This is a genomic window from Ruegeria sp. YTSC199 (genome assembly GCF_059609725.1).
This window is the reverse complement of the sequence record NZ_JBXWMF010000006.1, coordinates 175724-191965: the sequence shown is the minus strand read 5'-3', so window position 1 is coordinate 191965 and position 16242 is coordinate 175724. Positions and strand designations below refer to the sequence as shown.

The window sequence follows — 16242 nt, the reverse complement described above, 5'->3', positions numbered from 1 at the left end:
ACCGCCCCCTTCCCCTCTTACAGCCCGGACATCTGTTCGGCTCTTAGAACGTATTCGTCGTCGTGACGCCCAAAGCTGTCATCCAGCCACAGTCGAAAACCCATGATCGGCGCCGACAGGTCATAGTTGCGGCTGGACACCAGTTGCGTTCCATTTGATGTTTTGTTGAACGTTCTCTCAAGCACCCCACTGGTGCCGTTTGCGCCCGCCTTGGAACTGAGCAACTCGAAACGGCCGCGAAAACGCGTGTCAGGTTCGCAGATCTCGATCCTCGTCATTTCCTGTATCCGGGAGTGATCATCGAATTGCTCGGTCTCTATAAAGCTGACGCCGGGTTCAACCCAGGCCATCGACACCGTGTTTTGCCCGCCGTATGTGTCAACCGTGTCGGGCGTGACCACCAAAAAAGGCCACAGCTCCTTTGGGCTGAGCCCCGTTTTCACTTTGCTGGAAAACGTCCTTCTTGTTGCAGGCAGATACCGATCAAGCCAACTACCGGCGTAAACGGCGAACACCAGATACAGGAACAGGATCGACAGGACCGTGATCACGTTCTGAAGCGCAGCACCTCCGGAACTGGTGCCGTACAGCTTCGTCCAACACACAAACGGAAGTGAAAAAGCAACGGCTTCCGTGGTGTGTCGGATATTCGGAAACACCAACGCGATAACCATCAATACTGGCGTTAGGATCGCTACAAAAGCCAGACCATATACCAGTTGAAACGGGATGCCGAACAGAATTCGGTCGTCATTCATGTCCAGAACAAGCCCTGCGATGAACGACATGAATGCAATGGCGATCAGCCTGCGTCTTTCTCGGTAAAGGCGACGTTTCAATGAAATCATAAACACTCCAATCAACTATAACGTGTTGTGAAAGGCGATTGAGGCACAAGTTTGACCAGCACACTGCCGGCTCGTCCCGAGATTCAGACATTCCCAACAGGTACATAATTCAGCAATAATTAGCGCGTTTTCCGACCGCCGCCTCATGCCTAGGTTCAAGTTGATAACTTTTGTATTGATCGCTTCCTTGGTCTCGGGCATTGAACCAGCAAAGTATTTGATCCAAAGCCAGAGGCACGCATGAGCAATAACAGAAAATCAGGTTTGTCCCGAGCAGCCGCCAAAGTGCGTGAGGCTGGCCGTGCTCTTCGCGGAAAAAACCAGACCTCTCGTAAGACCGCGCCCCTGAGCAAAGTACCCCAAGCCGAAACGGTCGCTGAAACACCGTTTCCCGCCGCGGATCAGGGCATCATCGTCGATATCGGCATGAATGACGGGACGGATACGTTCTACTATCGCAAAAGGGGATTCCACGTCATTGCCGTTGAAGCCATTCCCGATCTTTGCGCCGCCGTGTCTGAAAAATTTGAAGAACTGGGCGTTGATGGCGTCGACATCAGAAACTTCGCGGTCACCGACGGCAGCACGGACGAGGTCACGTTCTTTGTGAACAAATTCAACACGGCCTGGAGTTCCGTCGACGAAGAGATCGGAAGCCGGGCGGAAGGGTCCGAAAAGATCGTTGTTCCCGCGGTTGACCTTTCGAACGAACTTCGGGACGTTTCGAAACAGATCCGCTACGCCAAGATCGACATCGAAGGCTTTGACAGCGTTGCCCTGTCGCAGCTCATGTCGCTGGAAAACCTGCCGCCTTATATCTCGGTTGAGAACGGAAGCTCGGAGATGCTCCAGACGCTCTACGAGCATGGGTACGACAAGTTCAAGTTTTCCAATCAAAAGTATGTGGAGTTTCAATCCATCCCGGCAAACTCGCAGCATGGGAAAGTGTCCGATCACCAGTTCGCATCCGGCGCATCCGGTCTGTTCGGTGAAGACCTTCCGGGTGATTGGATTTCGTATGAGGATGCAATCAAGGTTCAAAAGGGCCTGAACTTTGCATCGCAGAGTGCACCGGACAACCTGTTTGCGGTTATCATCGGCTGGTTCGATCTGCACGCAAAGCACTCATCCGCCAAATAGCAAGGAAATCAGCCCCGCTCTTTGGGCGGGCGCTGCAGTTTCAGTGGTGTTGCGAAGTCTTTGGGCCTAAGAAATGATGCGCGATCCGCGGGTGAAACGGGTCGCACATCCACTGCAGATTTCGCAGCGATGCTGTTCACTCAGACGCGCCAGGCGCCTATTCGGCCGCTTCCTGCGCCGCGTCCAGCTCTGCCGCTTTTCTCTCGACCTCTTCGACAATGTGATCGATCATCTGGTCGTTGGACATCTTGTGGCTCGCCTTACCCGCCAGATAAACCATGCCCGACCCGGCCCCGCCGCCGGTAAAGCCGACATCGGTCATCAGAGCCTCACCCGGGCCGTTCACCACACAGCCGATGATGGACAGGCTCATCGGCGTCTTGATGTGCTCAAGCCGTTGTTCAAGCGCCTCGACCGTCTTGATCACGTCGAAGCCCTGCCGCGCGCAGGAGGGGCACGAGATGATGTTCACACCGCGATGGCGCAGGCCCAGGGACTTCAGGATTTCAAATCCGACCTTGACCTCTTCGACCGGATCGGCGGACAGGCTGACGCGGATCGTGTCGCCGATCCCCATCCACAGCAAGTTGCCCAAACCGATGGCCGATTTGATCGTACCTGACACCAGCCCTCCGGCCTCGGTGATGCCCAGATGGATGGGCGCATCTGTGGCCTCGGCAATGCCTTGATAAGCGGCAGCCGACAGGAACACATCGCTGGCCTTCACGCTGATCTTGAAGTTGTGAAAGTCGTTGTCTTCCAGAATGCGGATATGCTCCAACCCGCTTTCCACCATCGCTTCGGGGCACGGCTCACCGTATTTCTCAAGCAGGTGCTTTTCCAGAGAACCCGCGTTCACGCCAATACGAATCGAGCAACTATGGTCGCGCGCGGCCTTGATCACCTCTTTGACGCGCTTCTCATCACCGATATTGCCCGGGTTGATCCGCAGACAGGCGGCACCGGCTTCGGCAGCCTCGATCCCGCGTTTGTAGTGAAAATGGATGTCGGCCACGATCGGCACAGGGCTTTCGCGCACGATGTCCTTCAAGGCTTTCGACGATGCCTCATCCGGGACCGAGACCCGCACGATATCCGCACCCGCCTCAGCCGCTGCCTGCACCTGCGCCACGGTCGCTGCCACATCGGTTGTCAGCGTGTTGGTCATCGTCTGGACCGCAATCGGGGCATCGCCCCCAATGACAACGTCACCGACCATGATCTGACGGGATTTGCGGCGATAAATATTGCGCCACGGGCGAACGTGATTGAGCGACATGAGGACGGGTCCAAGACAGCCTGAGTTGGTTTGTAAATAGTCCGCCTACCGGGGCATCGCAATGGCTAGATCACTCGGCGGTGTCTTCGGTGTCCTGCGCCTTAAACTCGGCTACCAGCTGCGTGATGGTGCTGTTCTGATCGGCCGGAAGATCCGCGACGGCATAGGTCTCAGCCACGGCATCCTTGGACAGGACCACGCCTTTGGCAACGGTCCCCGGCGCACCGGCCGGACCGAAATGTTCGCCATTAATCGAGAAGAACACAGACCCCGACGCGCCCGCGCGCAGCAGCGGCGGTTCTTCGGTCAGAGGCACTTCATACACACTGCCCTGTTCGACTGTTCCAAGGGTGCCTTCGAAAATTACACTGCCATCAGCAGCGGTAACCCGCATCCAGGCAGGATTGACCGCGACGATCTTGAGCGTTGTGTCTATCTGTTCGACCACCTGAGGCAAGGCCGGGCGTTCAACAGTATGAACCTCGGCCACTTCAACCTTGGGCAGTTCCTGCGGCTGGAACGCGCCAACCGTGCGCGGATCAAGCGTGGATATCGGCGCGTCGCGGGCGACCAGAACCGGAACGTCCAAAGCCTGAGGGCGATACAGACGGTCCAGCGCCTCGGCACTGGGGGTATCGGCAACAGCAACCTCGGTATTGGCCGTACCAGCGGCATCCAACGGATCGAGATCAGACAGAACCACCGGGGCTTGTTCAACCGGGCTGACCTGTACTTGTTGGATCTTGTTCAGCACCGACCAGCCGCCATAGCCAATGCCGCAGATAACGGCGATCAGAACCAGAGAAGAGCCAATCGCCCGCGGTTCAATCTGACTGACAAGAGATTCCTTACCCGGAACGAAAGGCGTGTTGGGTGAGATGAAGGGATCGCGCCCCATCGGCCCCCGCGCGGGCAGACCACCCGAAGGTTTGCGGACAACCGACGCCTCAGCAGACATGCCATGCGCAACCTCGAACCCGCTCTCCTTGCAGAAGGCGGCGAAAGTTTCATCCGGGTTCATCCCCAGGTAACGGGCATAAGAACGCACATACCCGGCGATGAAGCCGGGTGTGTCAAACGCCTCTGGGTTGGAGTCTTCGATGGCAGCGATGTAGTTGGCTTTGATCCGCAATTCCCGCTGCACATCCAGAAGGGACTTGCCCATGGTGGCGCGTTCGCCGCGCATCATGTCGCCAAGCCGTACCTCGTAATCGTCATAGCCCTTTGGCCTGACGTCGGTATCACCTTCAGAATCGCGCTGAGATCTGCGCCCAATCATCCCTGCTGCCCCATTCTGCCTGCGCGTGTTTCGCGCCAACGGCGAATCATCCCATTAACGATTCGTCCGCAAGTTTTGTTAGCCTAAGCTTAACACGCGGCAAACACGATGCACACTTTAGCGTGAGGTTAACCGGCAAGTTCGGCGCGATTTAGCGCACAATGTGACCAAAGTTCGTCCATAGCTTGCACCAGACGGTTCATTTCGTCAGGTCCATGAACCGGTGACGGAGTAAACCGCAGACGCTCGGTTCCGCGGGGTACGGTCGGGAAATTGATGGGCTGAACATAAATACCAAAGTCATCCAGCAACCGGTCGCTGAGGATTTTGGTATGCACAGGGTTACCCACGATCACAGGAACAATGTGGCTGCCGTGGTCGATCAACGGCAGGCCCAGACCCTTGAGCCGCAGCTTGAGGATTTTCGCCTGTGTCTGGTGCTGTTCACGCAGTTCTGGCGAGATCTTGAGGTGAGCAACCGAGGCTGCCGCCCCTGCAGCGACCGCCGGCGGCAGCGATGTCGTAAAGATGAAGCCCGGCGCATAAGAGCGCACGGCATCACACATTTTTTCGCTGGCCGCGATATAGCCGCCCATCACGCCATAGGCTTTTGCAAGCGTACCGTTGATGATGTCGATACGGTGCGCCAGACCATCACGCTCGGTCACGCCACCACCGCGTGGGCCGTACATGCCAACAGCATGAACCTCGTCGATGTAAGTCAGAGCACCGAATTCATCTGCCAGATCGCAAATCTCTTCGATCGGACCGAAATCGCCGTCCATAGAGTAAACCGACTCAAACGCGATCAGCTTGGGCGCCTTGGGATCGTCTGCCTCAAGCAGCTCACGCAGATGCTCAACGTCATTGTGACGGAAGATGCGCTTGGCGCCACCGTTGCGGCGCACGCCTTCGATCATCGAGGCATGATTCAGCGCGTCGGAATAAATGATCAGGCCGGGGAACAATTTCGGCAGCGTGCTCAGCGTCGCGTCATTGGCGATATAGGCGCTGGTGAACAGCAGCGAGGCCTCTTTGCCGTGCAGATCGGCCAGTTCAGCCTCAAGCTGTTTGTGGTAGACCGTGGTGCCCGAGATATTGCGCGTACCGCCCGAACCCGCACCGGCCGCATCAACAGCATCATGCATCGCGTTCAGTACAATCGGGTTTTGTCCCATACCCAGGTAATCGTTGCCGCACCATACGGTGATGTTTTGCTGCGACCCGTCCGGGCGCGTCCGCACCGCGTGCGGGAAATGGCCATTCCGGCGTTCGATATCGATGAAAGTCCTGTAACGTCCTTCATCATGCAGCCTGGCAATTGCTGTATCGAGCTGAGCAGTATAGTCCACCGGTGTCTCCTTACGTGCCCGACCAATGCCTTCACCGGCCAGACGTCCTTTCTGACGCGTTGACCAGACGAATCCGGATTGCGCCGATGCGTTCCCTTGTGCCCATCACGTATAAACGACATTGGGATCACACATTTGATTTGCATCAAATATCCCCTCACGGTCGTTCCGACAAGTAAAGTTACGGCCATCAGACGCGAGGAAACGACGCAGCCCCCCGCAAGTGTTTCCGATATTATACCACATTCCCGACAATGCGCACTGGACGGCGCCGACGGCGCTGATAGGGTTCCGGAAAATCTCAAAAAGCAGGAGAACCCCATGTCGCTGGACGCCGTTCTGAATCGTATCGACACTGATCTGCAAACCTCGATCGACCGCCTGATGGAACTGCTGCGCATTCCGTCGATTTCCACCGACCCGGCCTATAACGCGCAGGTGGATCAGGCTGCCGACTGGTTGGTTGCCGACCTGCAAAGTATTGGCATCGCAGCCGAAAAGCGCCAGACATCCGGTCACCCGATGGTTGTTGGCCATGTCGGAGAAGACAGCGACGCGCCACATGTCCTGTTCTACGGGCATTATGACGTACAGCCGGTCGACCCGTTGGAACTGTGGAATCGCGACCCCTTCGATCCGGCCGTCGAAGATACCGACAACGGCCCCGTCATTCGCGGTCGCGGATCATCGGATGACAAAGGCCAGTTGATGACCTTTGTCGAAGCCTGCCGGGCCTGGAAAGCGGTACACGGCACCCTGCCCTGCCGCATCACCTTTTTCTTCGAAGGCGAAGAGGAGTCGGGCTCCCCCTCCCTGGTGCCGTTCCTGCGCGAAAACGCGGCCGAGCTAAAAGCTGACCTGGCTCTGGTCTGCGATACCTCGATGGTGTCGCGGGGCGTCCCGTCAATCGCGTCGCAACTGCGCGGGATGCTCAAGGACGAATTCACCATAACTGGCCCGCGGATCGACTTGCACTCGGGCCATTATGGCGGCCCCGGCCTGAACCCGCTGCGAGAACTGTCCAAGATCGTCGCCTCGTTCTATGACGACGAAACCGGGCGCGTGGCGGTCGAAGGCTTCTATGAAGGTGTCCACGAAGTGCCCGCTGACCAGTTGCGGCAATGGGAAGGCTGCGGGTTCGACGAGACCGAATACCTGAACTCGGTCGGGTATTCCCAACCGCATGGCGAAAGAGGTTACTCGACGCTGGAACAGCAGTGGGCCCGCCCGACGCTTGAGGTCAACGGCCTGTGGGGCGGCTATAACGGCGCAGGTTCAAAGACCGTGATCCCGTCGCAGGCGCATTGTAAGATCACCTGCCGTCTGGTCGGCGACATGGATCCTGATGCCCTGCGCGACAAGGTCCGCAAACATGTTGAGGACCGCCTGTCGCCCGACGCAAAAGTCGAATGGGACAATGACTTGGAAGGGGCCCCTGCCTCAGTCATGAACCTCGACCGCCCCGAGTTCGAAGCCGCCCGCGGCGCGCTGTCCGACGAATGGGGTCGTGAGGCCGTGTTCACCGGTATGGGCGGCTCGATCCCTGTCGTGGGCTATTTCAACACAGAACTTGGATTGGATTCGATGCTGGTCGGCTTTGCCAATGACGACGACGCCATCCACTCACCAAACGAGAAATACGACGTGAAGAGCTTTCACAAAGGCATCCGGTCCTGGGCCCGTATTCTGGATGCTCTGACCCGCTAAAGAAAAAAGGCACCGCCGAATTGGCGGTGCCTTTGACACGGGTAGTTGCCCCAGATCACATATGGATAACCTTACCATATGCGTCCAAAACGCTTTCATGCATCATTTCTGATAGTGTCGGGTGCGGGAAGACTGTGTTCATCAGGTCTTCTTCCGTAGTCTCCAACTGGCGGCCAACCACGTAACCCTGAATCAATTCGGTCACTTCAGCGCCGATCATATGTGCGCCCAGCAACTCTCCGGTTTTTGCGTCAAACACCGTTTTGATCAGCCCCTCGGGTTCGCCCAAGGCGATGGCCTTGCCGTTGCCGATAAAGGGGAAGCGACCCACCTTAATATCATAGCCCAGTTCTTTGGCTTTCGCTTCGGAATATCCGACCGAGGCGACCTGAGGCTGGCAATAAGTGCATCCCGCAATGCTTTCCGGTTTCACTGGATGCGCGTGTTTGCCTGCGATCAATTCAGCCACCATGACACCTTCATGGCTTGCTTTGTGTGCCAGCCACGGTGCACCAGCGATGTCGCCGATGGCATACAGCCCCTCAACGCCGGTACGGCAGAATTCATCGGTGACCACATGGGTGCGGTCGATTTTGACACCCAACGCTTCAAGCCCCAGATTTTCGACGTTGCCCACAATCCCGACGGCCGAGATCACGGTATCAAAGTCGTGTTTCTCGACCTTGCCTTTGACCTCAATATGAGCAGTAACCTTGCCTTTGGCGCGGTCCAGTTGCTTGACCATCGCCTTTTCCATGATGGTCATGCCTTGCTTGGTAAAGGCTTTCTTGGCGAAGGCGCTGATTTCAGCGTCTTCGACCGGCAGCACGCGGTCCATGACCTCGACCACGGTCGTGTCGGAGCCCAGCGTGTTGTAGAAGCTGGCGAATTCGATGCCGATCGCACCCGAGCCGATAACCAGCAGCTTCTTGGGCATCCGCGGTGGCTGCAGCGCGTGCTTGTAGGTCCAGACCAGATCGCCATCCGCCTCAAGTCCCGGCAACTCGCGCGCCCGCGCACCAGTGGCCAGAACGATATTCTTGGCAGTCAGCTCTTCGGTCCCCTTGTCGGTTTTGACCGAGACCTTGCCCTTGGCGGGGATCGTCGCCTCGCCCATCAACACGGTGACTTTGTTTTTCTTCAGCAGGTGACCGATACCCCCTGAAAGCTGTGCCGCAACACCGCGCGATCGCTTGACGACCGCGTCCAGATCGTAACCGACCTTGTCCGCCTTCAGGCCGAAATCCTTGGCGCGTTCCATCAGGTGGAACACTTCGGATGACCGCAGCAGCGCCTTGGTCGGGATACAGCCCCAGTTCAGACAGATACCGCCCAGATGCTCACGCTCAACCACGGCTGTTTTCAGGCCGAGCTGTGCAGCACGGATAGCCGCGACATAGCCGCCCGGACCGGCGCCGATTACGATCAGATCAAAAGATTGTGCAGCCATGGTTTCCTCTCGGCACAGGTCGAATGAAATTTAGTTTACCATTAAACTATTTTTCACAACGCATCAACACACCTTCCCCGCGACAAAAGCGACGCGAGGTCAACAGCATCTGTTTCTGCGGTTTTCAGCCTATACCGGGCACGTCTCTATGGCTAGAACATAGGGATCGGGCCCGCCCGCTCATTCCTTAACACAAGTCATTCGAAAGGCTTACCATGGCCAAAACACTCAAGGATCTGCTGCTTGCTCTGCTCAACGCCACCCTCATTCTGGTGGCGCTCTGCCTGTTTCTGGGATGGAAACTGGCATCGACCGTGGAAGGCATCACCACGGTCTTTGAAGAGAAAATAGAGATTGTTGCGCCTCTCAAAGACGAAATTCGCGGTGTTCGGGGCGAACTTGCCGCGCTCCGCAGCGACCTAACCAATCTTCAAACAGGCGGTACTGTGACAGACATCGCCGAGAAAGTAAGGATTTCCACGGCATTGGTAACTCTGGAAAACCTGGAAGCCAGAATGCAGGACTCGCAATCCCGCATCGCGGACCTCACCGAGTCTCCGGATGCGCTGATTAACACCGCCATAGAAAAGTCGGCCGACGTGATTGCCGACCGAATTATTGCTGTTCGGGGATGTGTGCCGTCATCCTAGCCAGCGGACTGCAGTTCCCGCACGGTGGTGCCGTACCCGCCCATATCGACATAGGCCGCTTCGTGCGCGGTCATCGGGCGTTCAAGCGCTTCGTTGCGATAAGGGAACCGTCCGAACTTGCGGATCACTTCGCGATGGGCCCGTGCGTGCAACAGATTGCTCGGATCGCTGTCCGTCATGTTTTGACACATCAGGCGAACACAGCGTTCCTGGTCGCACAGATTTTCCGAGTGCATCATCGGCAAATAGAAGAACTGCCGCGCCGGCTCGTCAATCTTGAGGTCCCACCCCTTGTCCACCGCGCATTTGGCGGCCGACAGGGCCGCGCGATCCGTCGAAAACGCCTTGGCACTGCCGCGGAACATGTTTCGCGGGAACTGATCCATCAGAATTATGTAAGCCAGTGACCCGCTGGGATAGGTTAGCCAAAGAGAAAACCTGCCTTCACTCGCGGCTTCCCAGGTGGTCAAAAACCGTTCGCGAATGTCTGCATCCAAGGTGTCGTCTTGTAGATACCACCCCTCGGGGCCAACCTCATCCAACCAAAAACTCAATACATCTTCAGGCCCTACCATTGCCCTAACTCCGTCGTGTTGCCCTCCCCAGGGACGTAAGGTCATTTAATGACGTTTTACAGATTTGTAACAGTAAAAAATTGCAACACTTGCGACATATTCTTGTGTCCTAGGCAACATCTTGCGTTTCCTGCTCGGCTTCGGCCGCCTCGATGGCTACTTCTTGGGCTACTTCAAGCGCGACCGGAGAGGCCGTCGGATAGAACGTCGACATCGTTCCGGTCTCATCAACAGGGATCGCGGCACGCTGCGTCGTACGATAAAGCGCGTAGGCCGCCATCGTGACCAACAGAGTTGCGATGAACAGGAAGAAACCAGAAGGACCAAAGACTGCGTCTCCCATCAGCCAACCGGTGATAAGCGGACCGGCGATGGCCCCAAGTCCGTTAATGAACAGCAGACCACCCGAGGCCGCAGCCATGTCCTCGTGGCTCAGAAAGTCATTCGCGTGGGCGATTAACAGCGAGTAGAGCGGGTTCGACATGCCGCCGATCACAAAGGCCGCACCCAGCAGGATCGGGAAAGTGACTCCGAACAGCATACCCGCCGCAGCAGCGCAGGCCCCTACCCCTGCAACCAGCATGATCAGGAAACGACGATCCATTCGATCTGACATCCAGCCCAGCGGGTACTGCAGCACCAATGCACCGACGTAGAAAGCAGCAATAAATGTGGAAATCTCAACAAGCGTCAGACCTGCGCGGGCGCCATATACCGACGCCATGCCGAACTGCGCCGAGAACACGCCACCCAGTAGGAACATGCCGACGCAGCCCAGCGGCGAACTATTGAACAGTTCGCGCAGTGTCATCGGCTTAGTCGTATCGAAGGCCGGCGTTGGTGAGATCGATAGCAAAATGGGAGCAAAAGACACCGAAACCAAAATCGACGCGACGACAAAAGTGTCGAATCCAGCCGGATCGCCCAACACCACCAGCCCCTGTGCAGTGATGATGCCAGTCATCTGGAAAATCATGTACAGCGACAGCGCCTGACCGCGGTTTTCGTTGCTGGCAGCATTGTTCAACCAGCTTTCTGCGGTGACATACACACCGGAAAAACAGAACCCGATTACGAAACGCCCAAGAATCCAAACAAATGGGTTGGTCATCAACGGATACAGGATCATGACCGCTGAAATGAACGAGGCCAGTGCCGCAAACACCCGTACATGCCCGACTCTTCGGATCATCTCGGGCGCAAAGCGTGAACCGCCCAGAAAGCCCACGAAATAGGCCGACATCACGAATGACATCTCAAGGGTTGAAAACCCCTCGATCTCGCCCCGAACACCCAGGATCGTGCCCTGCAGGCCGTTGCCGACCATCAGAAGCCCCATACCAAGAAGAAGCGCCCACGCGCTGGAAAGGACCTGAAGCATTGGGGTCTCCGTATTATTTGCCGACCGGCTTTAAGGATTCGTTTTGATATGAAAAACGGCTCAGAACCCGCTTGTCTACGACATTGCGGACGCGCGATCCCGACATCGCGCCGTTTACGGGATCAAAAGCGACGCGTCCCCGTAGGAGAAGAACCGATATTTCCGTTCAATCGCATGGACATAGACATCGCGCATCCGATCCTGCCCCATCAAGGCCGAAACCAGCATCAATAATGTGGATTTCGGCAGGTGGAAATTGGTCATCAGCGCGTCGGCAACATGAAACCGAAAGCCGGGGTAGATGAAAATGTCCGTTTCACCTTCCCACGGCTCAATCTGACCCGAGCGCGCCGCGCTTTCGATCAGCCGCAGCGCCGTGGTGCCAACCGGAATGACCCGTCCACCAGCAGCTTTGGTAGCGCGGATTTCCTCGGCTGCGGTGGCGCTGACCCTGCCCCATTCTGCGTGCATCTTATGCGTGGTTACGTCCTCGACCTTGACCGGCAGGAAGGTACCCGCGCCCACATGCAGGGTTACATGGCTGAACGTAACGCCGCGCGCGTGAAGCGCTTGCATCAGCGCCTGATCGAAATGCAACGAGGCTGTAGGCGCTGCAACCGCGCCCGAGTTGCGCGCCCAGATCGTCTGGTAATCGGTTTTGTCCTGCTCATCCGCCGGGCGTTTGGCGGCGATATAGGGCGGCAACGGCATAGCGCCCGCCTGCTCCAGCGCGGTGTCGAAATCATTACCCGTCAGGTTAAACCGCAGATAAGCATGCCCGTCCTCGACACGATCCAGCATGGCGCTGAGGTCGTCGGAGAACAGTATCTCTTCACCCGGCTTGATCTTTTTCAGCGGTTTGATCAGCGCTGCCCATGTGCCGTCGGCCTGCGGGTCCAGCAGGGTAGCCTCGATCGCGGCAGAAACCGGCCCCTGTGCGCTGTCACGGTGACGGCGGCCGTTCAGGCGCGCGGGAATCACACGGGTGTCGTTCAGCACCAGCCGGTCGCCGGCTTGCAGCCAATCAGGCAGATCGAACACATGCGCATCCGACACCGCATCACCGTTGGCCACCAACATACGTGCCGAGGACCGAGGGTTGGCGGGCCGCGTGGCAATCAGGTCTTCGGGCAGGTGGAAATCAAAATCGCTGAGTTTCATGGCCGCGCCATACAGCGCCATACTTCCCAGTTCAACGGTCTGATGCGGGCGCTCCGTAAGTTCGTTTCGGCTCATCCGGCTTGACGGGTTGCGCGTTTGGCCCGTCGGATACCGTCGGCGCAGGCGCTCTTAGCAGGTTGCGCAGGAACAGCGGCGCCAGACCCGACAGCGGGTTGACCGAGACTTTCGGCTGCCGCAGCGGCCCGGTCAGGGTATAGTTGAAGCCAATGATGCCCTCGCCCTTTTTGGTAAAGACACTGCCAATCGCATTGACCAGATAGATCGGAGAGATCGCGCCGCGCAGGTTCAGCATTCCGCTAACCGTGTCGATGGTGCCGTCAAAGGACAGGCCCATCGACGGCCCGACCGCACTGCCGCTGAGAACCTTGACCTGGGTCGGCGTGATGCGCATCCGACTGTCGATTGTGCCAAAAAAGATGCCCTGTCCGGCCATTTCATCCAACAGACCAACAAGGCTGATGGCATTCAGCAGTGCGGCCATCGCGGGGGCATCCTTGATGCGCGTGTCGGAGATTTTCAGGTTCACATCATAATTGCCGGGCCCCGCGACCGGTTCCAGTCGTAGATCCATCGACCCACCGCGCGCCTGAGTGATCATACCGGCCGACCGCAAAGCTGCCCCTGCATCGCCCGAAGTCAGCGTCACCGCACTGCGACCCGCCCGAGGCGAGACCTGTCCACGCACCGCAGCCCCGCCGTTTACATTGGCAGTGAAGGCACCGTTGACGCCTCCGATGGTTTGAAACGCGCCTTTGAACCCGGTCAGGGCTATGGTCTCGGTGACCTGAAGGCGATCCAGCGTCACATCCAGACGGGGGCCGGGCCCGGAGGCTCCACCACCGCCGCCACTGCCAAATGTCGCGCGTCCAAGGTTCATTACCCCGCCCAGCACACGGATATCCGGCACCGCACCGCCGCTATTGACCAGTTCGGCCGGAACCGCCAACCAATTGCCCAGATCAAAGGAACTGAACTGCACACGGTCGAAATCCCCGTCCCGGAACGAGATCGACGCGGTGGTACGCAACCCGGCGGCGTCCAGCTTGAGTTCATCCACGCGCAGGTTGTTGCCCAGCGTCGCCGCAACGGTCATCGTGCCTCTTGTTTCCGCCCCCTTGCGCCAACCCAGTTCTGGAACGGCCAGCGCGACGCCTACCAGATCGGACGACGCCGTCAGTTTCTGCGGTGTTCCCGCGCCAATACCCAGCGCGATATCCGCAGTGCCCTGCCCGGTCAGCATCCCCTTCGGCAGCCCGGCCTTCAACTCGGTCATCAGGCGGGGGGACAGTTCGATCTGCCCCGTCAACTCGCTGCGTTGCGGTTCGGTGCCGCCGATGGGCTGGCGCCATGTGGCTCGAAGCGGAACATCGCCAAAAAGCCCGTTGCCCGAAACTTCGACCACGGTCTGGTCACCCTGAAGATCAAGCCGATCCGCACTGACCGAAAATCCGGGAACCAGCTTGTCGCTTTGCACGTCGTCAATCTCGCCCAGGAAATGGAACTCGGTGTCTTCGAATTTCAGGCCCTTTTTCATTGGCAGAGAAAGCGTTCCGGTCAGACTCACCTCGCCGTCCGCCAAATCAACCGGCAGGTTCGCCTTGGTAAGCAACTCCAGCGGCGGCCGGTCAAGAAGTGACAGCGCCGCCGTGGCGCTGCCTTTGGCGGTGATCCGGGTGATCGACGGCGATACCCCCTTGATGCCGGTATCAGGTATGATGAAAGAAGTGCCGGTGGCATCAATCGCGCCGCCCTGATCGGCGATGACAACACCTGATTCCGCCGTGGCCGTGAACCTGCGATTGATCAGACTGGCCTGCCCCTGCGCGTCAACAAGTGGCGGCAAGGTCTTGGCAAACCTTATTTTTGCCTGATCGAACCCGAAATCCAGATAGATCTCCGGCTTATTCTCGGGCTGCAGCCGCAAGGCAAAATCAACATCCGAGAACTGACCCTCATAGAGGTTCTCCGCAACCCATTTCCGCGGCTTCGGCGCCAGAAGGTCTGGCCAGTAGGTCAACAGCTGATCCGCGTTCATGTGGTCCAGATGCGCATCCACTTGTACCGCCCAGCCCTCCGGTTCTCCTGTCAGCTTGCCCGAACCCAGCAGCCGGTAGTTGGCATCTTGGACCATGATCTGGCCCAGGCGCAGCTCGAACGGTGCCAGTTTCATCTGCATGTCCAGTTCGGCCCGTGCCAGTTTCAGCGACTCGGGGAAAAGGTTGGCCGGATTGATATTGATGCTGCTGAAACTCAACTGCGAGGTCAGGCTTTCAAGCGCACCGTTTTCGATCCCGTTCAGAAACGCCTTACCCTCACCCTGAAACGCGCCCCAGGCCGAGACCACCGACACTTCGTTGAAGTCCAGTTCCTGACGGTTGGGGGTGTAAGTGAAATAGGTGCTGGCCGATTCAAACGGGATTGGGCGCGTCTCCTGTGTCGGCTGCACCGCCCCCGCACCAAGATTCAGGGTGGCAAAGACCGGACCCAGCGCTGCGTTGCTGTCGACGCTGCCACGCAGCGCGCCCGAAATAGGAGCCTTGAGAACCTGCAACCACGACAGCGCAAGAGTCTGACCAGCAAGGTCTTCGGCAGGCAGATCGGTGATCGCCACGCCAAAACTTGCCTGCGGCGTGCCCAGAACGCTGGTGTAATTGGCTTCGATCGAACTGGCGTAATCGCGCCCGGTCAGAACCGAAAACCCGGTGGCCAGATGCATTTCATCGCCACTGCGGGTGGCCGTTATGTGGCCACCGTCAAACACCCAGGCACGGCCCAACCGAAGATCCTGATAGTCGAGCGTCAGAGATTCCAAATCGACCGAACGAAGCCCTGAAAGGATGGGCGACAGAAACACATCGTCCGATCGATCAATCAACTGCGCCAGATCCGGTGCTTTCTGGACCGGGGCGCTGCCTGACCCCACGGTCAGCGACAGAGCCCCATCCAGACCCCGGGTCAGGTCGAATTGCGCCCCGCGCACAGTGATGCGGCGCGGGCGAATCTGGCCCCGCAGCAGACCACGCATCGACAGCCGGGTCCGCAAATCCGAAACCCGCGCAATCTGCTGCCCGGCGGCATCGCTGATCGTCACATCCGTCAGTTTCAGACGGGGGCGCCATTCTTCGTTGACGATGAAGCTGGCATCGCCAAAGCTGAATTTCAGACCGCCCAAGCTCTGTTCCAGCCGCTGCTCGACCTTTTTTCGCACCCACTCCGGCGCGTGCAGGTTCTGACCGAACAAAAAGAACCAGCCCGCAAACGCCAGCAAACCCAGCAACAGGCACGTCCAGATCGAAAAATGTGCAGCAATACGGCGGCGCGACCGGCGGCGCGGGGGTTTCCCGGGCTGCGTCGCACTTTTGTCTTCGTGCTGCACCAATTTTCTATCCACGCCTTCCA

The 16242-nt window shown here is 58.0% G+C and carries 12 protein-coding genes; 3 read left to right on the top strand and 9 right to left on the bottom strand.

The window, feature by feature from the left end; translation table 11 throughout:
* Positions 1–17: 17 nt before the first annotated feature.
* Positions 18–788: a hypothetical protein gene (locus AC2FEE_RS08060; protein ID WP_496864299.1), complete on the bottom strand. Its 771-nt coding sequence runs from the start codon at positions 786–788 to the stop codon at positions 18–20.
* Positions 789–1088: 300 nt separating this feature from the next.
* Between AC2FEE_RS08060 and AC2FEE_RS08055 the strand changes: the two genes are divergently transcribed.
* Complete coding sequence (locus AC2FEE_RS08055; protein ID WP_496864297.1) at positions 1089–1988, top strand: FkbM family methyltransferase; 900 nt, start codon at positions 1089–1091, stop codon at positions 1986–1988.
* A gap of 157 nt (positions 1989–2145) precedes the next feature.
* Here the strand turns inward: AC2FEE_RS08055 and ispG are convergent, their stop codons facing one another.
* The 3 genes from ispG to hemA form a co-directional block, all read right to left on the bottom strand.
* A complete protein-coding gene (gene ispG, locus AC2FEE_RS08050; protein ID WP_496864295.1) occupies positions 2146–3267 on the bottom strand; it encodes a flavodoxin-dependent (E)-4-hydroxy-3-methylbut-2-enyl-diphosphate synthase in 1122 nt (373 codons plus the stop codon).
* 70 nt (positions 3268–3337) lie between these two features.
* Positions 3338–4546: a helix-turn-helix domain-containing protein gene (locus AC2FEE_RS08045; RefSeq protein ID WP_496864293.1), complete on the bottom strand. Its 1209-nt coding sequence runs from the start codon at positions 4544–4546 to the stop codon at positions 3338–3340.
* A gap of 128 nt (positions 4547–4674) precedes the next feature.
* The gene (gene hemA / locus AC2FEE_RS08040) at positions 4675–5898 is read right to left on the bottom strand and encodes a 5-aminolevulinate synthase (protein WP_496864291.1); all 1224 of its coding nucleotides are present in this window, start codon (positions 5896–5898) and stop codon (positions 4675–4677) included.
* A gap of 321 nt (positions 5899–6219) precedes the next feature.
* On the opposite strand from hemA, the gene AC2FEE_RS08035 reads away from it, so the two are divergent.
* The gene (locus tag AC2FEE_RS08035) at positions 6220–7605 is read left to right on the top strand and encodes a M20/M25/M40 family metallo-hydrolase (protein WP_496864289.1); all 1386 of its coding nucleotides are present in this window, start codon (positions 6220–6222) and stop codon (positions 7603–7605) included.
* Positions 7606–7660: 55 nt separating this feature from the next.
* Here the strand turns inward: AC2FEE_RS08035 and lpdA are convergent, their stop codons facing one another.
* Complete coding sequence (gene lpdA, locus AC2FEE_RS08030) at positions 7661–9055, bottom strand: dihydrolipoyl dehydrogenase (RefSeq protein WP_496864287.1); 1395 nt, start codon at positions 9053–9055, stop codon at positions 7661–7663.
* Positions 9056–9270: 215 nt separating this feature from the next.
* On the opposite strand from lpdA, the gene AC2FEE_RS08025 reads away from it, so the two are divergent.
* Positions 9271–9705, top strand: a complete 435-nt coding sequence (locus tag AC2FEE_RS08025; RefSeq protein ID WP_496864285.1) for a hypothetical protein — start codon at positions 9271–9273, stop codon at positions 9703–9705.
* Here AC2FEE_RS08025 and AC2FEE_RS08020 read toward each other — a convergent pair.
* The 4 genes from AC2FEE_RS08020 to AC2FEE_RS08005 form a co-directional block, all read right to left on the bottom strand.
* The gene (locus AC2FEE_RS08020; protein WP_496864283.1) at positions 9702–10280 is read right to left on the bottom strand and encodes a DUF924 family protein; all 579 of its coding nucleotides are present in this window, start codon (positions 10278–10280) and stop codon (positions 9702–9704) included. The genes AC2FEE_RS08025 and AC2FEE_RS08020 overlap by 4 nt on opposite strands.
* Before the next feature lie 109 nt (positions 10281–10389).
* Positions 10390–11661: an MFS transporter gene (locus AC2FEE_RS08015; RefSeq protein ID WP_496864281.1), complete on the bottom strand. Its 1272-nt coding sequence runs from the start codon at positions 11659–11661 to the stop codon at positions 10390–10392.
* Positions 11662–11775: 114 nt separating this feature from the next.
* Positions 11776–12822, bottom strand: coding sequence for a tRNA preQ1(34) S-adenosylmethionine ribosyltransferase-isomerase QueA (gene queA / locus AC2FEE_RS08010; protein WP_496864399.1), 1047 nt, complete (start codon positions 12820–12822; stop codon positions 11776–11778).
* A 31-nt stretch (positions 12823–12853) separates the two neighbouring features.
* Positions 12854–16234, bottom strand: a complete 3381-nt coding sequence (locus AC2FEE_RS08005; protein WP_496864279.1) for a YhdP family protein — start codon at positions 16232–16234, stop codon at positions 12854–12856.
* Positions 16235–16242 lie beyond the last annotated feature (8 nt).